The 19,420-nt window shown below is 68.7% G+C and carries 17 protein-coding genes; 9 read left to right on the top strand and 8 right to left on the bottom strand.

All coding sequences use genetic code 11. The features are described from left to right. Nucleotide 1 precedes the first annotated feature (1 nt). The 3 genes from OHA11_RS13385 (at nt 2) to OHA11_RS13375 (ending at nt 2,801) form a co-directional block, all read left to right on the top strand. The gene (locus OHA11_RS13385) at nt 2-511 is read left to right on the top strand and encodes a MarR family winged helix-turn-helix transcriptional regulator (protein WP_266495735.1); all 510 of its coding nucleotides are present in this window, start codon (nt 2-4) and stop codon (nt 509-511) included. A 66-nt stretch (nt 512-577) separates the two neighbouring features. Further along, nucleotides 578-916 carry a DUF3817 domain-containing protein gene (locus OHA11_RS13380; RefSeq protein ID WP_266495733.1) on the top strand — a complete coding sequence of 113 codons (339 nt, stop codon included), beginning with the start codon at nt 578-580 and terminating at the stop codon, nt 914-916. A gap of 184 nt (nt 917-1,100) precedes the next feature. Continuing rightward, nucleotides 1,101-2,801, top strand: coding sequence for a methylmalonyl-CoA mutase (locus OHA11_RS13375; RefSeq protein ID WP_266495731.1), 1,701 nt, complete (start codon nt 1,101-1,103; stop codon nt 2,799-2,801). A gap of 25 nt (nt 2,802-2,826) precedes the next feature. Here the strand turns inward: OHA11_RS13375 and OHA11_RS13370 are convergent, their stop codons facing one another. Then, nucleotides 2,827-3,459: a TetR/AcrR family transcriptional regulator gene (locus OHA11_RS13370; protein WP_266495728.1), complete on the bottom strand. Its 633-nt coding sequence runs from the start codon at nt 3,457-3,459 to the stop codon at nt 2,827-2,829. A 293-nt stretch (nt 3,460-3,752) separates the two neighbouring features. On the opposite strand from OHA11_RS13370, the gene OHA11_RS13365 reads away from it, so the two are divergent. The 4 genes from OHA11_RS13365 (at nt 3,753) to OHA11_RS13350 (ending at nt 7,939) form a co-directional block, all read left to right on the top strand. Continuing rightward, nucleotides 3,753-4,745 (top strand): tetratricopeptide repeat protein, encoded by a 993-nt coding sequence (locus OHA11_RS13365; RefSeq protein ID WP_266495725.1) that lies wholly within the window; start codon nt 3,753-3,755, stop codon nt 4,743-4,745. Nucleotides 4,746-5,365: 620 nt separating this feature from the next. Then, nucleotides 5,366-5,998, top strand: a complete 633-nt coding sequence (locus tag OHA11_RS13360; protein ID WP_266495722.1) for a DUF6230 family protein — start codon at nt 5,366-5,368, stop codon at nt 5,996-5,998. 104 nt (nt 5,999-6,102) lie between these two features. Continuing rightward, on the top strand, nt 6,103-6,642 hold the full coding sequence (locus tag OHA11_RS13355; RefSeq protein ID WP_266495719.1) for a DUF6114 domain-containing protein: 540 nt from the start codon (nt 6,103-6,105) through the stop codon (nt 6,640-6,642). Between the two features lie 94 nt (nt 6,643-6,736). Next, complete coding sequence (locus OHA11_RS13350) at nt 6,737-7,939, top strand: hypothetical protein (RefSeq protein ID WP_266495717.1); 1,203 nt, start codon at nt 6,737-6,739, stop codon at nt 7,937-7,939. A gap of 146 nt (nt 7,940-8,085) precedes the next feature. On the opposite strand, the gene pyk is transcribed toward OHA11_RS13350, so the two are convergent. The 3 genes from pyk to pta all read right to left on the bottom strand — a co-directional run bounded on the left by pyk (nt 8,086) and on the right by pta (nt 13,100). After that, nucleotides 8,086-9,504 carry a pyruvate kinase gene (gene pyk, locus OHA11_RS13345; RefSeq protein WP_266495714.1) on the bottom strand — a complete coding sequence of 473 codons (1,419 nt, stop codon included), beginning with the start codon at nt 9,502-9,504 and terminating at the stop codon, nt 8,086-8,088. A gap of 234 nt (nt 9,505-9,738) precedes the next feature. Further along, entirely contained in the window at nt 9,739-10,950 is a 1,212-nt protein-coding gene (locus tag OHA11_RS13340) for an acetate kinase (protein WP_266495711.1), read from the bottom strand. After that, on the bottom strand, nt 10,947-13,100 hold the full coding sequence (gene pta / locus OHA11_RS13335; RefSeq protein ID WP_266495709.1) for a phosphate acetyltransferase: 2,154 nt from the start codon (nt 13,098-13,100) through the stop codon (nt 10,947-10,949). The genes OHA11_RS13340 and pta overlap by 4 nt, the downstream gene beginning before the upstream one ends. 411 nt (nt 13,101-13,511) lie before the next feature. Here pta and OHA11_RS13330 point away from each other — a divergent pair, with 411 nt between their 5' ends. Then, nucleotides 13,512-14,537: an ATP-dependent 6-phosphofructokinase gene (locus OHA11_RS13330; RefSeq protein WP_266495706.1), complete on the top strand. Its 1,026-nt coding sequence runs from the start codon at nt 13,512-13,514 to the stop codon at nt 14,535-14,537. A gap of 80 nt (nt 14,538-14,617) precedes the next feature. Here the strand turns inward: OHA11_RS13330 and OHA11_RS13325 are convergent, their stop codons facing one another. Continuing rightward, entirely contained in the window at nt 14,618-15,250 is a 633-nt protein-coding gene (locus OHA11_RS13325) for an XRE family transcriptional regulator (protein ID WP_266507135.1), read from the bottom strand. Between the two features lie 276 nt (nt 15,251-15,526). Between OHA11_RS13325 and OHA11_RS13320 the strand changes: the two genes are divergently transcribed. Next, on the top strand, nt 15,527-16,042 hold the full coding sequence (locus OHA11_RS13320; RefSeq protein ID WP_266495703.1) for a PPOX class F420-dependent oxidoreductase: 516 nt from the start codon (nt 15,527-15,529) through the stop codon (nt 16,040-16,042). A 75-nt stretch (nt 16,043-16,117) separates the two neighbouring features. Here OHA11_RS13320 and OHA11_RS13315 read toward each other — a convergent pair whose 3' ends face one another. From OHA11_RS13315 to OHA11_RS13305, 3 genes are read right to left on the bottom strand one after another with little or no spacing between them, the layout of a single operon-like run. Beyond that, a complete protein-coding gene (locus OHA11_RS13315; protein ID WP_266495700.1) occupies nt 16,118-17,011 on the bottom strand; it encodes a carbohydrate ABC transporter permease in 894 nt (297 codons plus the stop codon). A 1-nt stretch (nt 17,012) separates the two neighbouring features. Then, complete coding sequence (locus OHA11_RS13310; protein ID WP_266495697.1) at nt 17,013-17,960, bottom strand: carbohydrate ABC transporter permease; 948 nt, start codon at nt 17,958-17,960, stop codon at nt 17,013-17,015. Between the two features lie 47 nt (nt 17,961-18,007). Further along, nucleotides 18,008-19,375: an extracellular solute-binding protein gene (locus OHA11_RS13305; RefSeq protein WP_266495694.1), complete on the bottom strand. Its 1,368-nt coding sequence runs from the start codon at nt 19,373-19,375 to the stop codon at nt 18,008-18,010. Nucleotides 19,376-19,420: the final 45 nt, after the last annotated feature.

Here is a 19,420-nt window from a genome sequence, read left to right as displayed (position 1 = left end):
CGTGCCGAAGCCGCTCAGTCTTGCCTTCGATCCCATCGCCCGCGCCGACGAGCATTGGAAGCAGCGCTGGGGATCTGTGCCGTCCATGGGCGCGATCACTTCCATCATGCGTGCGCACCAGATTCTGCTCGCCGAGGTCGACGCGGTCGTCAAGCCGTACGAGCTGACGTTCGCGCGGTACGAGGCCCTGGTGCTGCTCACCTTCTCCAAGGCCGGCGAGCTGCCGATGTCCAAGATCGGCGAGCGGTTGATGGTGCACCCGACGTCGGTGACCAACACCGTGGACCGGCTCGCGCGGTCCGGTCTCGTCGACAAGCGCCCCAACCCCAACGACGGACGCGGCACCCTCGCCTCCATCACCGACAAGGGCCGCGAGGTCTGCGACGCGGCCACCCGCGACCTGATGGCGATGGACTTCGGGCTCGGGGTGTACGACGCCGAGGAGTGCCGGGAGATCTTCGCGATGCTGCGGCCGCTGAGAGTGGCGGCGAACGACTTCGACGAGGAGTGAGGGTGCGGGGCGGGCGGTGCGGGGGTGCCCGAAGATCGTGCGAAACCGGTGGTTACGCTCGGAGCCATGAAAAAGAGCGTGCTGACCCGCTACCGCGTCATGGCCTACGTCACCGGTGTCCTGCTGGTCCTGTTGGTCCTCGGGATGATCGGCAAGTACCTGCTCGACCTGGACGGCGCCGCGGACTTCACGCGTGTCGTCAGTGTCGCGCACGGCTGGCTGTACGTCGTCTATCTGGTCTTCGCCTTCGACCTGGGCTCCAAGGCCAAGTGGCCGGTCCCCAAGCTGCTGTGGGTGCTGCTCGCGGGCACCGTCCCCACCGCCGCCTTCTTCGTGGAGCGCAAGGTCAGCCGCGAGCTGGAGTCCAAGGTCGTGGAGGACGCGGGCGCGGTCGCGAAAGCGTGACGTCGTTCCCCAGGGCTCTAGAGACCTGGAGCCCTGGAGACCTGGAGCCCTAGGGGCCCAGGCGCCACTAGCCCGTACCATCCCCGCACCGCCACCACAGCCCGCAATGCTCCCACCGCCACAGGTGTGATCTGTGGCGGTTTGCCGTCGACAGTTGCTAGGACGTCCTAGTAAATTTGTTGGTATGGACGCTGATGCCATCGAGGAGGGCCGCCGTCGCTGGCAGGCCCGCTACGACGCCTCGCGCAAGCGCGAGGCAGACTTCACCACGCTCTCCGGTGATGCGGTGGAGCCCGTGTACGGACCTCGGCCCGGTGACGAGTACGACGGGTTCGAGCGGATCGGCTGGCCCGGGGAGTATCCCTTCACGCGGGGGCTCTACTCGACCGGCTACCGGGGGCGGACGTGGACCATCCGGCAGTTCGCCGGGTTCGGCAACGCCGAGCAGACCAACGAGCGCTACAGGACGATCCTCGCCAACGGCGGGGGCGGGCTCTCCGTGGCCTTCGACATGCCCACGCTCATGGGGCGCGACTCCGACGATTCCCACTCGCTCGGCGAGGTCGGGCACTGCGGGGTCGCCATCGACTCCGCGGCGGACATGGAGGTCCTGTTCAAGGACATCCCGCTGGGTGACGTGACGACATCGATGACGATCAGCGGACCGGCCGTACCGGTGTTCTGCATGTACCTGGTGGCCGCCGAGCGGCAGGGCGTGGACCCGGGGGTGCTGAACGGCACGCTCCAGACCGACATCTTCAAGGAGTACATCGCCCAGAAGGAGTGGCTCTTCCCGCCCGAGCCGCATCTGCGCCTCATCGGTGACCTGATGGAGTACTGCGCGGCGAAGATCCCCGCGTACAAGCCGCTGTCGGTCTCCGGCTACCACATCCGCGAGGCCGGCTCCACGGCCGCGCAGGAGCTGGCGTACACGCTGGCGGACGGGTTCGGGTACGTGGAGCTGGGGCTCAGCCGTGGGCTGGACGTGGACGTCTTCGCGCCGGGGCTGTCCTTCTTCTTCGACGCCCACCTCGACTTCTTCGAGGAGATCGCCAAGTTCCGGGCGGCGCGGCGCATTTGGGCCCGCTGGATGCGGGACGTGTACGGGGCGCGGTCCGAGAAGGCGCAGTGGCTGCGCTTCCACACGCAGACGGCGGGTGTCTCGCTGACGGCCCAGCAGCCGTACAACAACGTGGTCCGTACGGCGGTCGAGGCGCTCGCGGCCGTGCTGGGCGGCACGAACTCGCTCCACACGAACGCGCTGGACGAGACGCTCGCGCTGCCGTCCGAGCAGGCGGCGGAGATCGCTCTGCGGACGCAGCAGGTGCTGATGGAGGAGACGGGCGTCGCCAACGTCGCGGACCCGCTGGGGGGTTCCTGGTACGTCGAGCAGCTGACGGACCGGATCGAGGCGGACGCGGAGCGGATCTTCGAGCAGATCAAGGAGCGGGGGCTGCGGGCGTATCCCGACGGGCGGCATCCCGTTGGGCCGGTCACGTCCGGGATTCTGCGGGGGATCGAGGACGGGTGGTTCACCGGGGAGATCGCCGAGGCCGCGTTCCAGTACCAGCGGGGGTTGGAGAAGGGGGAGAAGAGGGTCGTCGGTGTCAACGTCCACCATGGGTCCGTGACCGGTGATCTGGAGATTCTGCGGGTCAGTCATGAGGTGGAGCGGGAGCAGGTGCGGGTGCTCGCCGACCGTAGGTCGGCTCGCGACGAGGGGGCTGTGCGGGCCGCTCTCGCCGCGATGCTCGGCGCCGCGCGGGGTGGCTCGAACATGGTTGAGCCGATGCTGGATGCGGTGCGGGCCGAGGCGACGCTCGGCGAGATCTGTGACGTGCTGCGGGGGGAGTGGGGGGTGTATACGGAACCGGCTGGGTTCTAGGGCTTTTTCCGGGGGCGAAAAAGGCTCAGGCCTGGCCGCCCGTGGCCGCCCCCGCCAAGCCCAGCAGCAGCACCCGGGTGAAATCGTGGACCCAGTTCAGGTCCACCGGGGCCGCGCAGACCAGGGTGCGGTGCACCACCGCACCCGCCACCATGTCGAAGATCAGGTCGTCGGTGCGGGCCGCGGCCGAGGGGTCCGGCTCCTGCGGGAGTTCCCCGCGGGCCTGGGCCCGAGTCCGGCCCTCCAGGACCAGCCGCTTCTGGCGGACGACCACCGACGCCCGGATCCGCTCCCGCAACGCGTCGTCCCGTGTCGACTCGGCGAGCACCGCCATGAGCCCGCTCTTCGCCTCCGGCCGGGCGAGGATCGCCGCGAACTGGAGCACCACGCCCTCGATGTCCGCCGCGAGACTGCCCCGGTCGGGCAGCTCCAGCTCGTCGAAGAGTGCCGCCACCGCGTCGACCACGAGTTCGTTCTTGCCCGCCCACCTGCGGTAGAGCGTCGTCTTCGCGACACCGGCACGCGTCGCCACATCCCCCAGCGTCAGCTTGGACCAGCCCAGTTCGACGAGCGCCGCCCGCGTCGCCGCCAGGATCGCGGCGTCCGCGGCGGCGCTGCGCGGACGCCCCGTGCGCGGGACGGAAGTGCGACTGTGCATGCCGGTGACCATATCTGGGGACGCTGTGCAGGGGGGATTCCGTGGAGTCGTGAGGGAGATCACCAAAACCCCCTTACCCAAGAGCCCCCGAGACAGTTACGCTACGGCTCGTAGCGAAAGCGTGACGCGGGTGAAGACGCGCTCACGCGTGAGCGACAACCACGCGGGCGCCAGGTGGGGACCTGGCGCCAATATCGCTTTTGTCCGGCTTCGGGAATTCCGGGCTGGGGGTCCGGGGGTCATCCCCGGAAGGATGCAGCCACAGAGGCGCGCGGAGGGGGGAGGATAGACGCATGCAGCCACGGAACATGTCCATGAGCGGAGTCGTCGACCTCGCCGCGGTGAAGGCGGCCCAAGAGGCCAAGGCGAAGGCGGAGCAGGCGCGTGCCGAAGCGGCGCGGCAGGGCGGCGGAGCCCCCGCCGCGGTGTCGCCGTCGAGCCTCGTCATCGACGTCGACGAGGCGGGTTTTGAGCGGGACGTCCTGCAGCGCTCCACCGAGGTGCCGATCGTCATCGATTTCTGGGCCGAGTGGTGCGAGCCGTGCAAGCAGCTCAGCCCGCTCCTGGAGCGGCTCGCCGTCGAGTACAGCGGCCGGTTCGTCCTCGCCAAGATCGACGTCGACGCGAATCAGATGTTGATGCAGCAGTTCGGGATCCAGGGGATCCCGGCGGTGTTCGCGGTGGTGGCCGGGCAGGCCCTGCCGCTCTTCCAGGGCGCGGCCCCCGAGGCGCAGATCCGGGGCACCCTGGACCAGCTCGTGCAGGTCGCCGAGGAGCGCTTCGGCCTGACCGGCCTCGCCGTCGACGCGGACGCCGGGCCGGGCGCCGAGTCGGACGCGCGCCCCGCCGAGCCCCAGGTCCCGGCCGGTCCGTACGACGCGCTGCTCGAAGCCGCCGTACGAGCCCTGGACGCGGGCGACTTGGGCGGCGCGGTGCAGGCGTACAAGAACGTACTGAGTGACGACCCGGGCAACACGGAGGCCAAACTGGGCCTCGCCCAGGCCGAGTTGCTCCAGCGGGTGCAGGAAGCCGACCCGCAGCAGGTGCGCAAGGAGGCCGCCGACAATCCCGGTGACGTGGCGGCACAGATCGCCGCGGCCGACCTGGATCTGGTGGGTGGTCATGTGGAGGACGCCTTCGGGCGGCTCGTCGACGCCGTGGCGCGTACAGCCGGTGATGACCGGGACGCGGCGCGCGTACGGCTCCTGGAGCTCTTCGAGGTGGTGGGCGCCGACGACCCGCGGGTCGCGGCGGCGCGCCGGGCGCTGGCCCGTGCCTTGTTCTGACCAGTCGCTAAACGTCGGGACCTGTGGTGCCCGAGTGAAAGATTTGGCGACAGAGCGACACCGTGGCCGCGTTTTACCAAATCTTGGTAAACGCGGCCGCTGTTACTGGGAGTAAGTCAGGGGCGGTGTTCTGTCGGATTCCGTCCGATGTTCGCTCGCTTTGTCACCGCCCTTGGGGACACCCTGAGTTGTCGGCCGATACCGAGGGGTCGTTGTTCGGTTATCCGGCCGTTACTAGCCAGTAACGATGCCCCTTGTGCGGGCGCCGAGAATGCACCACGATCGGCGACGCTCGGTCCATTCCCCTTGCCCGACAGCCAATCGGGTCAGTGGGTTTCCTTGGGTCCCCACCGAGTAGGGACGGCGGCAGTGGAGCCGGCCCTCGGGCAGGGGGGTCTCCGCCGATCGGTGGAGCCTGTCCGGCAGGTTGTGCGTGAAGTGTTCAGGCGCGACCAGTGGTTGTCGCTCGGGGGTGATCGCCGGTGATTCGGGTGCGTTCCGCGCCTCCGGGTTGGGGCGCTCTCCTTCCCGAGGACGTAGCACTTCTCCCATCCCTGCCCGGCTGAGCCGCCGTATGGGGGCAGCCAGGGCCGGAGATGTACGTCCGAGAAGGAGGAAATATGGAGTCCCAGGTGCGTGGCGGGACGAGATGGAAGCGGTTCGCGGTCGTCATGGTGCCCAGCGTGGCCGCGACTGCCGCGATAGGTGTCGCCCTGGCTCAGGGTGCTCTCGCCGCGTCGTTCAGTGTGTCCGGTCAGTCGTTCAAGGTGACGGCGGACCAGCTCGAAGGCAAGGGCTTCTCGCAGTACGGAGCCGTTGACGCGGGGTACACGCTCAAGGGTCAGAAGACGGCGCACCCGGTCGCGGTGTCGGCGTTCAAGACCGCCTCGATCACGAACATGTGCCAGTCCGTGGTCACCCCGGACATCCCGCTGCTCGGCTCTGTCAGCCTGTTGCTGAAGGCGGGCGGCGGCGGCACTCCGGTCAAGGCCGAGAACCTCTACATCGATGTCGAGGACCTCAGTGCCGACACCGAGTTCAAGGGCATGGAAATCGGCGTCGCCGCCGGTGACCTCAGCAAGGGCCCCGGCATCCAGAAGGGCGACCAGGCGAACCCGTACGGTTTCGCCCAGCAGGCCGACTCGGCCCTGCTGACCGACGTGAAGCAGACGGCGTGGGCCACCACCGCCGGAACCTTCAAGCTCAGCGGCCTGAAGATGTCGCTGTCCAAGGGTGTCAAGGAGTGCTACTAGGCACTCCCTGGGCGGGTGAGGGAGCCTGCGCTGCCTCGCCCGCCCGCCCCTTTTCGTAGTACGCGAACTTCTCACAGCAACGCCGTTCCAGGGAGCTGTTTTCCATGAGCGCCGAGACTCCTGCCGCGCGCGGTCAATTCATCATCTGGCGGCTGCGGTTCCGTGCCTGGCGGGGCAGCCGGCCGTTCTGGGCCGGCCTGTTCATCCTGCTGGGGGGATTCCCGATCGCGTACCTTCCGTACGCGAACCTCCAGATCGGTCATCTCACGCTGGCCATGGCGACGACCGCGGGTGCCGGGTCCCTCATCATCGGCGTACTCCTGGGCGTTCTCGGAATCAGCCTCTGGTACCAGAAGCACATCCGGACCTTCGCCGGTGTCGCGGCGATCCTGCTGGGCCTGGTGTCGCTCCCGGTGTCCAACTTCGGAGGCTTCTTCATCGGCTTCCTGCTGTCCCTGGTGGGCGGCGGCATGGCCGTGGCCTGGGTTCCGGGCGAGGAGCCGGCCGCGAGCCCGGCCGAGACGGACCGTACGGACAAGGGAGACGCGCCGCAGGCCCCGTCGGCCGACGGCGCGAGTGAGCCGAACGATCTGTCAGGAACGAGCCCGGTCAACGGGGCGAACGGGAGGCACAGTGCCGGCTGACGAGGTCCAACACGCGGGCCCCGCGGGCGAGGTCCGGGAGAGAACCGGGCCGCGGCACGCAGCCCCCAAGAAGCCTTTGTTCACCAGGTTGCACGTGCCCGCGGGCAAGGCGATAGCCATCGCGTCGATGCCGACCGCCATCCTCATGGGCATGGGCTTCACGCCGACGCTCGCCCGGGCCGAGGACAAGCCGTCGGCGAAGAACCTGACGATCGACGAGTACAAGGACTGCGTCGACGCGCTGGAGGACGAGACCGAGGAGTCCAAGGACGACGCGTCGCCCACGCCGTCGCCCTCCGCCTCGACGAGCGCCTCCGCGGACGCCGAGAAGGAAGAGCAGAGCGCCTCGAAGCCCTCCGGTTCGGACACGTCGGGCTCGGACTCTTCGTCGGATTCAGGTTCCGACGACAAGCCCGAACCGACGCCGTCCGCCTCGGAGTCCGAGACGCCCGCCGAGAACACCGAGCCGACCCCGACGCCGTCCCCCTCGGAGTCCGAGACGACGAACCCGCTCGACCCGCTGGGTATCGGCGAGGCGATCAAGGACATCTTCACGCCCGACGAGGAGGAGACGGCCACCCCCACTCCGACTCCCTCCGCGTCGACTTCACAGACCGAGAAGCCGGCGGACACCTCCGGGTCCACGGCCAAGGACACCGTCGAGGACACGGCCGACAAGGCCGAGGACACGGTCAAGGACGTGACCGACGCGGCGTCCGGGGCGGCCGAGGACACCGCGGACAAGGCGGAGGAGGCGGCCGACGACGCCACCGCGTCCCCGTCCCCCAGCCCGTCCGAGAGCTCCACCACGGACCCCGACGACTGCCCGACGGCCACGGACGACGAGGGCGGTCTCGAACAGGGCATCCCGACCCTGGCCGACGACCCCTGGCAGCTGGAGGCCAGTTCGCTGCTCCTCAAGGGCGCCGACTACCAGGGCATCGTCAAGGTGAAGACCGCCAACGGCACGGTCAAGGAGGTCCTGAAGTACGTGATCTCCGACGGCAGCGACATCGGCGACCTGCACCAGATCGTCGACGACAAGCAGGCCGGCAAGACCTACCACGTGCAGGCGGGCAAGGGCACCACGTCCACCATCCGTGACGGCAAGACGGTCATGTACACGGAGAGCATCTCCGGCAACCTGCTCGGTCTGATCCCGATCACGTTCGACCCGAAGCACCCGCCGCCGCTGAACATCCCGCTGATCTACTTCACGAACGTGAAGGTCGTACAGGCCGCCCAGTTCGGCGGGACGCTGACCATACCCGGGATGCACCAGTACTCGACCGACTGACCCGGACGACCCGGACGTGAAGCCCCAAGGGGCTCACAGGAGCCTTCGGGAGCCGCGAACAGCTGAGGGCGCCCCCTGCGCGGCAGGGGGCGCCCTCAGCGGCGTACAGGCCGCCGCACGCGCGGTGCGGCGGCCCTACGGGCGGATCAGCCGCCCAGGTGGTGCACGCGGACCATGTTGGTGGTGCCGGGGACGCCGGGGGGCGAGCCGGCGGTCATCACGACGATGTCGCCCTCGTTGAACCGGTTGAGCTTGCGCAGCTCGTGGTCGACCAACTCGACCATCTCGTCGGTGCTGTTCACGAACGGCACGATGTGCGACTCGACGCCCCAGCTGAGCGCCAGCTGGTTGCGGGTGCCCTCGTCGGTGGTGAAGGCGACGATCGGCTGCTCCGCGCGGTAGCGGGACAGCCGGCGGGCGGTGTCGCCGGACTGGGTGAAGGCCACCAGGCCCTTGCCGCCCAGGAAGTCCGCGATCTCACACGCGGCACGGGCCACCGAACCACCCTGCGTACGCGGCTTCTTGCCGGGCACCAGCGGCTGCAGGCCCTTGGAGAGCAGCTCCTGCTCGGCCGCGACGACGATCTTCGACATCGTCTTCACGGTCTCGATCGGATACGCGCCCACGCTCGACTCGGCCGACAGCATGACCGCGTCCGCGCCGTCCAGGATCGCGTTGGCCACGTCGGACGCCTCGGCGCGCGTGGGGCGGGAGTTGGTGATCATCGACTCCATCATCTGGGTCGCGACGATCACCGGCTTCGCGTTGCGCCGGCAGAGCTCCACGAGGCGCTTCTGCACCATCGGGACCTTTTCGAGGGGGTACTCGACGGCGAGGTCGCCACGGGCCACCATCACCCCGTCGAAGGCCGCGATCACGGCCTCCATGTTCTCGACCGCCTGCGGCTTCTCCACCTTGGCGATGACGGGGACCCGGCGGCCCTCCTCGTCCATGATCTTGTGCACGTCGTTCACGTCGTGGGCGTCGCGCACGAAGGAGAGCGCCACCAGGTCGCAGCCCATCTTCAGGGCGAAGCGCAGGTCCTCGACGTCCTTCTCGGACAGTGCCGGTACGTTCACGGCCGTGCCCGGCAGGTTGATGCCCTTGTGGTCCGAGATGACGCCGCCCTCGATGACGACGGTCTTGACCCGGGTGCCGTCGACCTCGGTGACCCGCAGCTCGACGTTCCCGTCGTTGATCAGGATCTGGTCGCCGTGCGAGACGTCGCCCGTGAGGCCCTTGTAGGTCGTGCCGCAGATCGACTTGTCGCCCGGGACGTCCTCGGTCGTGATGGTGAACTCGTCACCGCGCTCCAGCTCCACGGGACCCTCGGCGAAGGTCTCCAGGCGGATCTTCGGGCCCTGGAGGTCGGCGAGGACGCCGATGGCGCGGCCCGTCTCCTCGGCGGCGGCCCGGACCCGTTCGTAACGGCCCTGGTGCTCGGCGTGGGTGCCGTGGCTGAAGTTGAATCGGGCCACGCTCATGCCGGCCTCGATCAGCGAGACGAGCTGCTCGTGGGAGTCGACGGCGGGGCCCAGTGTGCAGACGATTTTGGAACGGCGCATGGGGGCGATCCTATCGGTTTGTTTCGCTACGGAATATTCCGTCTGGTGGAAGATACAAATGGGCGGGTACGCGCTCAGGCGTGGGCCTGGCCGGCTTCCTCGGCGCTTTCCCCGGTGCTCTCTCCGGGCGGCTGCGTGGTCGCTCCTCGATGGCTCCTCCGTGGCTTCTCGACGGTCCTTCGGTAATTCTTCGGCGGTTCCTCGGGGATTCCTTGGCGGTTCCCCGGAGGTTCCTCAGGTGTTCCCGTTCCTCACGAGCGCATAGGTCTGGTGGGCGATCTCCAGTTCCTCGTCGGTCGGTACGACGGCCACCGCGACCCGTGCGCCCTCGGGCGAGATCAGGCGCGGTTCGTCGGACCGCACGGCGTTCAGCTCGCCGTCGACCGCCAGGCCCAGTGCCTCAAGGCCCGCGACCGCCGCCTCGCGCACGGGGGCGGCGTTCTCGCCGACCCCCGCCGTGAAGGCGACCGCGTCGACCCGGCCGAGTACCGCGTAGTACGCACCGATGTACTTCTTCAGTCTGTGTATGTAGATGTCGAAGGCGAGCCGGGCCCGCTCGTCGCCCTCGTCCACGCGACGGCGGATCTCACGCATGTCGTTGTCGCCACACAGGCCGATCAGACCGCTCTTCTTGTTCAGAAGAGTGTCGATCTCGTCCGTGGACATCCCGCCGACACGCATCAAATGGAAGATGACCGCGGGATCCAGGTCACCGGAGCGCGTACCCATCACGAGCCCCTCCAAGGGCGTCAGCCCCATCGAGGTGTCCACACAACGGCCCTTCTCGACCGCCGACGCCGAGGCACCGTTGCCGAGGTGCAGCACGATGACGTTCACGTCCTGGGGCGCCCTGCCGAGGAGCTTCGCGGTCGCACGGGACACGTACGCGTGCGAGGTGCCGTGGAAGCCGTAGCGGCGGATGCGGAACTCGTCGGCGGTCTTCACGTCGATCGCGTAGCGGGCCGCGGACTCCGGCATCGTCGTGTGGAAGGCGGTGTCGAAGACGGCGACCTGGGGGAGGTCCGGGCGCAGCGCCCGGGCGGTGCGGATGCCGGTGAGGTTGGCCGGGTTGTGCAGGGGCGCCACCGGGATGAGGCGCTCGATCTCGGCGAGGACCGCGTCGTCGACGACGGTCGGCTCGGTGAAGGACCGGCCCCCATGGACGACCCGGTGGCCGATCGCGGCCAGCTCGGGGGAGTCCAGACCGAGCCCGTCCCTGGCGAGTTCCCCTGCGACGGCCTTCAGGGCGGCGTCGTGGTCGGCGATCGGTCCGTTCGTCTCGCGGGACTCGCCGGTGGTGAGCGGCGTGTGCTTCAGCCGGGAGGTCTCCTCGCCGATGCGCTCGACGAGGCCCACGGCGAGCCGGCTGTCGTCGCGCATGTCGAGCAGCTGGTACTTCACCGACGAGGAGCCGGAGTTGAGGACGAGGACGCGGGTGGCGCTCACTTGCCGGAAGCCTTCGGGTTCGGGTTCGGGTTCGGGGTCGCGGACGGGCTCGGGCTCGGGGAGGGAGCCGAGGCCCCCGGCTGGGTCGCCTGGGCCTGGATCGCCGTGATGGCGACGGTGTTCACGATGTCTCCGACCAGGGCGCCACGGGACAGGTCGTTGACCGGCTTGCGCAGGCCCTGCAGGACCGGTCCGACGGCGATCGCGCCGGCCGAACGCTGCACGGCCTTGTACGTGTTGTTGCCGGTGTTGAGGTCCGGGAAGATCAGTACGGACGCCTGCCCGGCGACCTTCGACTCCGGCATCTTGGTGGCGGCGACGGACGGCTCGACGGCGGCGTCGTACTGGATCGGCCCCTCGATCTTCAGGTCGGTGCGGCGCGAGCGGACCAGCTCGGTGGCCGCCCGCACCTTGTCGACGTCCGCGCCCGAACCCGAGGTGCCGGTCGAGTACGAGAGCATCGCGATCCGCGGCTCGACCCCGAACTGCTCGGCGGTGGCGGCCGACTGGATGGCGATGTCGGCCAACTGCTCGGCGTTCGGGTCGGGGTTGACCGCGCAGTCGCCGTACACGAGGACCTTGTCGGCGAGGCACATGAAGAAGACGGACGAGACGATCGACGCTTCGGGCTTGGTCTTGATGATCTCGAAGGCGGGCCGGATGGTCGCCGCCGTGGAGTGCACGCACCCCGAGACCATGCCGTCGGCGAGGCCCTCCTCGACCATCAGCGTGCCGAAGTAGTTCACGTCCGAGACGACGTCGTACGCGAGCTCGACGGACACGCCCTTGTGGGCCCGGAGCTGTGCGTACTTCTCGGCGAACCGGTCGCGCAGCTCGGAGGTCTGCGGATCGGTCAACTGGGCGCCTCCCAGGTCGATGCCGAGGTCGGCGGCCTTCTTGCGGATCTGGTCGACCGGGCCCAGCAACGTGAGGTCGCAGACGCCCCGGCGCAGCAGCACCTCGGCGGCGTGCAGGACGCGGGCCTCGGTGCCTTCGGGCAGCACGACGCGCCGCTTGTCGAAGCGGGCCTGCTCCAGCAGCTTGTGCTCGAACATCATCGGCGTGAGACGCCCGCTGCTGGGCGCCGAGACGCGCTTCAGCAGGCCGCCGGTGTCCACGTGCCGCTCGAAGAGGCCGAGGGCGGTCTCCGCCTTGCGGGGCGTCGCCGCGCTCAACTTCCCCTCCATGCCGAAGAGTTCGGACGCCGTGAAGAAGGAGTCGGTCTCGACCGCGACCACCGGTGTGCCGGGGGCGAGGCGGGCGGCGAGGGTCAGGACGTGGTCGCTGGGCCGCTCGTTCAGGGTGAGCAGGACCCCCGCGATGGGCGGGGTGCCGGCGCTGTGCGCGGCGAGGGCGCCCACCACGAGGTCCGCGCGGTCGCCGGGCGTGACGACCAGGCAGCCCGGTGTCAGCGCGCCCAGGAAGTTCGGCAGCATGGCACCGCCGAAGACGAAGTTCAGCGCGTCGCGCGCGAGCCCCGAGTCGTCGCCGAGGAGCACCTTGCCGCTGAGGGCGTGGGCGATCTGGGCGACCGTCGGGGCGGAGAGCGCGGGCTCGTCGGGCAGTACGTAACACGGCACGGGGAGGCGGTTGTCGAGCCGCTCGTGTATCTCGGCGCGGTCGGCCGGGGAGACCCGGTTCACCACCATGGCGAGTACGTCGCAGCCGAGCCCGTCGTACGCGCGGAACGCGTTGCGGGTCTCCGCGAGCGCCGACTCCGAAGTCTGCTTGCGGCCGCCCACGACCGGGATCACGACGGCGCCGAACTCGTTCGCCAGCCGTGCGTTGAGCGCGAGTTCGTCGGGGAACTGCGTGTCGGCGTAGTCCGTGCCGAGGACGAGGACGACGTCGTAGTCACGGGCCACCAGGTGGAAGCGGTCGACGAGTTGCGAGACCAGCTCGTCGGCGCCCTGCTCGGCCTGGAGCGTGGACGCCTCGTGGTAGTCCAGGCCGTAGACCGTCGCCGGGTCCTGGGTCAGCCGGTAGCGGGCCCGCAACAGCTCGAAGAGACGGTCGGGCGCGTCGTGGACGAGCGGGCGGAACACCCCCACCCGGTCGACCTGCCGGGTCAGCAGCTCCATGACTCCCAGCTCGATGACCTGGCGGCCGTCACCCCGGTCGATTCCGGTCACGTACACGCTGCGCGTCACGCGTGCTCTCCGTCCTCCGACAGCGGTCAGTGATCCGATCGCGGTCAATCCAGTAGCGGTCAATCCAGTAGCGGTAAATCCGAAAGCGATACAGCGGTACAGCGGTCCGTCGGTACAGCGGTCCATCGGTACATCCGAAAGCGGGAAATCCGACAGCGACAAAAGGCGGCCGTCGGTGGTGGAAAGACGGCCGTCATGGTCGGCAGTGCGCTCTTGACAATACCTCCGGGCATGGTTAGGACGCCCGTCAAGCGCGAGGGCGGACGGCGGCTCCGCCAAGGGGGAGCGGGGGCTTCGGAGGCGCGCCGGGGGCGTGCGGAGGCGCGGTGGGCGCGGACAGCGGCCCCCTGCCACCCATGAAACAATCGGACTGGCTCTCACGTACCGACAGCGAGCAGGAGACACAGCACGATGCGCATCGGAGTTCTCACCGCAGGCGGCGACTGCCCGGGGCTGAACGCCGTGATCCGGTCGGTCGTGCACCGTGCCGTCACGCACTACGGCGACGAGGTGATCGGTTTCGAGGACGGCTACGCGGGACTGCTCGAAGGCCACTTCCGCGGCCTCGACCTGGACGACGTCAGCGGCATCCTGGCCCGTGGCGGCACCATCCTCGGCTCCTCCCGCCTCCAGCGCGACCGGCTCCGCGAGGCCTGCGAGAACGCGCAGGACATGGCCCGCGAGTTCGGCATCGACGTGCTGATCCCGATCGGCGGCGAGGGCACGCTGACGGCGGCGCGCATGCTGTCGGACGCGGGCCTGCCGGTGGTCGGAGTCCCGAAGACGATCGACAACGACATCTCGTCGACGGACCGCACCTTCGGGTTCGACACCGCCGTCGGTGTCGCCACGGAGGCGATGGACCGCCTCAAGACGACCGCCGAGTCCCACCAGCGCGTGATGGTCGTCGAGGTCATGGGCCGCCACGCCGGCTGGATCGCCCTGGAGTCCGGCATGGCGGCCGGTGCCCACGGCATCTGCCTGCCCGAGCGGCCCTTCGACCCGGCCGACCTGGTCAAGATGGTCGAGGAACGCTTCGCACGGGGCAAGAAGTTCGCCGTCGTCTGCGTCGCCGAGGGCGCCCATCCCGCCGAGGGCACCATGGACTACGGGCACGGCGCGATCGACCAGTTCGGTCACGAGCGCTTCCAGGGCATCGGCACGGCGCTCGCGTACGAACTGGAGCGCCGCCTCGGCAAGGAGGCCAAGCCGGTCATCCTCGGCCACATCCAGCGCGGCGGCACACCGACCGCGTACGACCGGGTGCTGGCGACGCGCTTCGGATGGCACGCGGTGGAGGCGGCGCACCGGCGCGACTACGGCCGGATGACCGCGCTGCGCGGCACGGACGTGGTGATGGTGCCGCTGGCGGAGGCGACCACCGAACTGAAGACGGTACCGAAGGACCGCATGGACGAGGCGGAGTCGGTCTTCTAGGTCCGGTCAGGTAGGTCAGGTCCGGTCAGGTTCGGCCTTCTGGAGGGCCGGACCGAGTCGGCCCGGTCCCGGGCGGCTTCTCAGTAGCCGCCGTTGCGCTGGACCACCGACCAGAAGCGGTCGACGATCCGGTCCAGGAAGTCCCGGCCCGCGTCGTCGGCCTCACCGGCGGCGCTGCCGCCGCTCCAGCTCAGCGTGGCCACCATCTGCCCCTGGTACTCGGTGTGCAGCGCCCGCAGCACGTCACCCACGAGCCGCCGCTCCAGCGGCAGCAGCTTGCCCACCGGGCGTACGTACGCCTGCCAGCGGGTCGTCACCGCGTCGCGCAGCATCTCCGCCAGCCTCGGCTCGTGGCCGGTGACCGTGACGAGGTCTGCCAGGGAGAGGTCGAGCACCTCGGTGAGCGCCGAGGACTGACGCTCGTTGCCGCGCCACTCGTTCGCCTCCTCCATCCGTATGTAGGCGAGGAGTTCGATGCCCACGGCAAGAGCGACGTCGTCGGCCGCGAGACCACGCGCGACGCGGTGCTCGCGCAATGTCCTCGGCGCGCCGATGAGTTCACCCGGCGAGCACCACAACACGCCCGCGAGCGCGGTGAGTTCGGTGGTGCTCGGTGCCGCTGTGCCACGCTCCCAGTCGACGACGTGGTGCGGGGTCACATTGGGCAGCCCGAACGAGGCCTGCATGGCGTACGCGACCTGCTCGGGCCCCATTCCGAGGGCGACACGCAGTTTGCGGGCGGCGGGGGCGTCGAAGGGCGGGGTGGGCTGTTGGGCCGACGGTTGGTGCACGGTGCACAACGTATGGGTGCGGGGCTGCGGTGACTACGATCTGTTCGGCCAGGATCACGGATTGTGCGAACCTACGGTTTCGGATGTCCGTCCGAGACCTGTTCGGGGTGGCCGAAGATCGGCTGGTGGCGGGGTGGTGTGGAGATCAGGATGGCGGGCAGGCGGCTCGTGCGGACGGATCGGAAGGACGGACCAAGGGTGGCAAGCGCCGTGAGCAGGATCGATGGGCATATTCGCGAGCGGTTGCTGGCGCCGAACTTCTGGCATCTGGCCACCGTGGGCGCGGACGGATCACCCCAGGTCTCGCCCATGTGGGCGGACATCGAAGACGAGTACGTCATGGTCAACACGTCGATCGGCCGCGTGAAGGAGGAGAACCTGCGGCGCAATCCATTCGTTTCCCTGTCTCATAACGACCCTGAGAATCCCTACGACCGGGTCGAGATCCGGGGGCGGGCCGTCCGCTTCGTCGAGGGCGAGGTGGCCGAGCGGGCCATGGACCGGCTCGCTCAGAAGTACATCGGCGAGGACCGGTATCCGTGGCTGCTGCCCGGGGAGCGACGCGTGATGATCCTCATCGAGCCGACGCGCGTGCGGCACGTGGTGGGCGTGGAGAGGTTCCGGGCCGGGGTGCTGCCGGAGCGGAAAAACCGTGGGTCAGCAGTCGAGAGGGATGCCCCCGCCGAGGGATTGGAAGATCTGGGACCTGCATGACCTCGGAAAGGCCTGGTCACTGGCTGCGAGAGCTGTCCCAAATCTGCCAATCACCCCCGGCTCCGGATCTCGGGGTCAGCCCTTGACCGCGCCGCCCAGGGCGAAGCCGCCGCCCAACCGCCTCGCCACCAGGACGTACAGCAGGATCACCGGTGTCGAGTAGATGATCGAGAACGCGGCCAGTTGCCCGTAGACCACCGTTCCCCGGTTTCCGAAGAAGTCGTTGATGCTCACCGACGCGGGCATCTGGTCGGGGGTGAGCAGCAGCATGAAGGGGACGAAGAAGTTTCCCCACATCATCACGAACGAGAAGACGGTGACCACCGCCACCCCCGGGCCCATCAGTGGCAGCACGATCCGCAGGAGGGACTGGAACGAGGACGCGCCGTCCGTCCAGGCGGCCTCCTCCAGTTCCTTCGGGACGCCGTCCATGAAGTTCTTCATCAGCCAGATGGCGAACGGCAGTTGGGACGCGGCGAAGAAGAAGATCGTGCCCCGCATCGTGTCGATCAGGTCCACCTGAACGAACAGCGCGTACACCGGCACCATGATCGCCGTGATCGGCAGGCTCGTCGCGAAGAGGATCGTGAGGAGGAACGGGCGGTTCAGGCGGGAGCGGAAACGGGACAGCGGGTAGGCGGCCAGGGCCGCGCACACCACCGTCAGCAGGGTCGCTCCGCCGCACAGGATCAGGCTGTTGAGCAACGGCGTGAACGTGATGTCCGGCGTCAGGACCGCGTCGAAGTTGTCGAGGGTGACGCCGTCGGGGACCTTCACCAACAGGTCGGCCTTCGGGTCCACCGACGAGAGAAGCACCCAGGCAAGGGGCAGGACGAAGGTGGCCGCCAGGGCGAGCAGCCCGGCGTCGGCGGCGTAGCGGCGGCTGTTGCGGCGGGCCGCGAGGGGCGTGCTCCCGGGTCTGTTCCCGGGTCTGTTCCCGAGACGGTTTACAGGCCTGTTCCCGGGCATGTCAGACCTCCGTCCGCAGCAGGCGCATGTAGATCAGGGAGAAGAGGGAGCCGACCACCAGAAGGAGCAGGGCCACGGCCGTTCCGTAGCCGATCATGCTTTTCTGGAAGGCCTGTTCGTACATGAAGAGCGGGAGCGTCTGGCTGCGGTTTCCCGGGCCGCCTCTCGTCATCACCCAGATCAGACCGAAGACCGAGAGGGTCTGGAGGGTGTTCAACATCAGGTTCGTACCGATGGAACGGCGGATCATCGGGAGCGTGATGTGCCACATCCGGCGCCAGCCGCCCGCGCCGTCCACCTCCGCCGCCTCCGTGATCTCCTTCGGGATCTCGTTCAGGGCCGCCGAGTAGACCAGCATGGAGAAGGCCGTTCCCCGCCAGACGTTCGCGAAGGACACCGCGAGGATCGGCAGCGTGAACAGCCAGTTCTGGGACGGGAGATGGAGCCAGTCCAGAATGGCGTTCAGCGTGCCCTCGCGGCGGAAGAAGGCGTAGAGCAGGAATCCCGCCACGACCTCCGGCAGCACCCAGGCCGTGACAACGATGCCACCGGTGAGCGTACGGACCGGCTTCGACGCCCGCTGCATCAGTACGGCCAGCGCCAGGCCCAGCGTGTTCTGGCCGATCAGGGAACTCAGCACCGTGAACACCAGCGTCAGCCATACGGCGTTGAGGAACGCCTCGTCCTGGAACGCGGCGCGGAAGTTGTCGAACCCGACGAACGACGACTCGGCCTGGCCGGTGAGCTGGAGATCCGTGAACGCGATGTAGACGCAGTACGCGATGGGGCCGGCCAGGAAGAGAAGCAGGAGGACGACTGCGGGGGAGACGGGCAGCGTGCGGATCAGGGCGCGGCGGACATCGCGGTGGCCGACGGGCGAGAGCGGTGGGGCGGCCGGGCCCGGCGCGGTCTTCACCATGTCCGGGCCCGCCGGGGGTGCGGCGGTCATGAGCGGCTGATCATTTCTCACTCAACTTCTGCTCTGCCGGGCCCCGGTCACTTCTCGATGACCTGGTTGTCCGTGGCGGTCTTCAGCTCCTCGTCGTAGCCCTTCGCCGCCTCGGCGACCGAGCTGTCGCCCGTCGTCACGCCCTCCATGGCCTCTTGTATGGCCGTCGAGACCTTCGGGTACGCGGGATACGCGGGGCGGTAGTGCGTGCTGGCCACCAGGTCGGTGAAGAACTTGATGCCGGGCTGCGCCTTCGCGTACGACGGGTCCTCGGCCACGTCCGTACGGACCGAGATGCCGGAGTTGGCGATGTACCACTTCTGGGCGTTCTCCTTCGTCTGCATCGTCTTGATGAAGTCGAAGGCGAGGTCGGGGTTGGCCGCCTTGCTCGGGATCGCCCAGGTCCAGCCGCCCGACATGCTCACCTTGCCCGGCGACTGACCGGTCTGCGTCGGCATGTACGCGAGGCCCAGCTTCTCGGACCACTCCGGCCACTCGTGGCCGCTGCCCTCCAGCCAGTCCTGGGGGAGCCAGGAGCCGTCGAGGTTGATGCCGAGCTTGCCCTCCGGGAGGAACTCGCCGCGGACCCTGGTCATGATGTTGGGGTCGAGGGCGTCCGAGACGTCCGGGCCGAGCTTCTCCTTGAAGACCGTCTCGACGAACTCGAGGGAGTCCTTGAAGCCCTGGCTTCCCGTGATCCACTTCTTGGACGCCCGGTCGTACAGGGGGCTCTCGTTGGCCCCGGTGGCCGTTCCGTACAGGAGCATCTCGAAGCCCTGCATGGCGGCGGCCTCGCCCGCGGGCTTGCCCGTGTAGATGTTCAGGGGTATGGCGCCGGGTACCGTCGCCTTGATCTTGCGGGCCGCCGCGAGGATGTCGTCCCAGGTCGTCGGCTGCCAGTCGGCGGGCAGCCCGGCCTTCTTGAAGATGGCCTTGTCGAACCAGAGGCCCCGGGTGTCGGTGCCGTCCGGGACGCCGTACGTCTTCCCGTCCTGGGCCTGCGCCGCCTCCTTCGCCGTGTCGACGAACTGGTCCCAGTCCGCCCACTCGTCGAGGTACGGGTCCAGCGGCTTGAGGTAGCCGCTGGTGATGTCGGAGTTGATGAGGAACGTGTCCTCGTAGACCAGGTCCGGGGCCGTCTTCGGGGAGCGGAGCATCTGCTGGAGCTTGGTGTAGTACTCCGAGTCCGGGGCCTTGATCGGGACGAGCTCCACCCTCTTGCCGGGGTTCGCCTTCTCGAACTGTGCCTTGATGTCGTCAAGGTACGTGTCCATCACCTTGATGGAGTTGTCCGTGGACTGCTTGAAGGAGATTTTCACCGTGTCCGGATCACTTCCGGATTCGCTGCCGCACGCGCTGAGCGCGGTGGCGGTGAGCAGAGTGGCGAGGAGAAGTGGAACGGCTGTGGGGCGCACGGGTACGACCTCCTGCTGGCCTACATCTTTGTGGCCGTTTTGGGC

Source organism: Streptomyces sp. NBC_00878, from assembly GCF_026341515.1.
Classification (GTDB): domain Bacteria; phylum Actinomycetota; class Actinomycetes; order Streptomycetales; family Streptomycetaceae; genus Streptomyces.
This window is presented reverse-complemented; position numbering and strand designations above follow the sequence as displayed.

Coding starts and splice junctions, on each gene's coding strand:
- OHA11_RS13380 (WP_266495733.1), top strand. CDS start 578: ATGAAAAAGAGCGTGCTGACCCGCTACCGCGTCATGGCCTACGTCACC.
- OHA11_RS13375 (WP_266495731.1), top strand. CDS start 1,101: ATGGACGCTGATGCCATCGAGGAGGGCCGCCGTCGCTGGCAGGCCCGC.
- OHA11_RS13370 (WP_266495728.1), bottom strand. CDS start 3,459: ATGCACAGTCGCACTTCCGTCCCGCGCACGGGGCGTCCGCGCAGCGCC.
- OHA11_RS13365 (WP_266495725.1), top strand. CDS start 3,753: ATGCAGCCACGGAACATGTCCATGAGCGGAGTCGTCGACCTCGCCGCG.
- OHA11_RS13360 (WP_266495722.1), top strand. CDS start 5,366: ATGGAGTCCCAGGTGCGTGGCGGGACGAGATGGAAGCGGTTCGCGGTC.
- OHA11_RS13355 (WP_266495719.1), top strand. CDS start 6,103: ATGAGCGCCGAGACTCCTGCCGCGCGCGGTCAATTCATCATCTGGCGG.
- pyk (WP_266495714.1), bottom strand. CDS start 9,504: ATGCGCCGTTCCAAAATCGTCTGCACACTGGGCCCCGCCGTCGACTCC.
- OHA11_RS13330 (WP_266495706.1), top strand. CDS start 13,512: ATGCGCATCGGAGTTCTCACCGCAGGCGGCGACTGCCCGGGGCTGAAC.
- OHA11_RS13325 (WP_266507135.1), bottom strand. CDS start 15,250: ATGGGGCCCGAGCAGGTCGCGTACGCCATGCAGGCCTCGTTCGGGCTG.
- OHA11_RS13315 (WP_266495700.1), bottom strand. CDS start 17,011: ATGCCCGGGAACAGGCCTGTAAACCGTCTCGGGAACAGACCCGGGAAC.
- OHA11_RS13310 (WP_266495697.1), bottom strand. CDS start 17,960: ATGACCGCCGCACCCCCGGCGGGCCCGGACATGGTGAAGACCGCGCCG.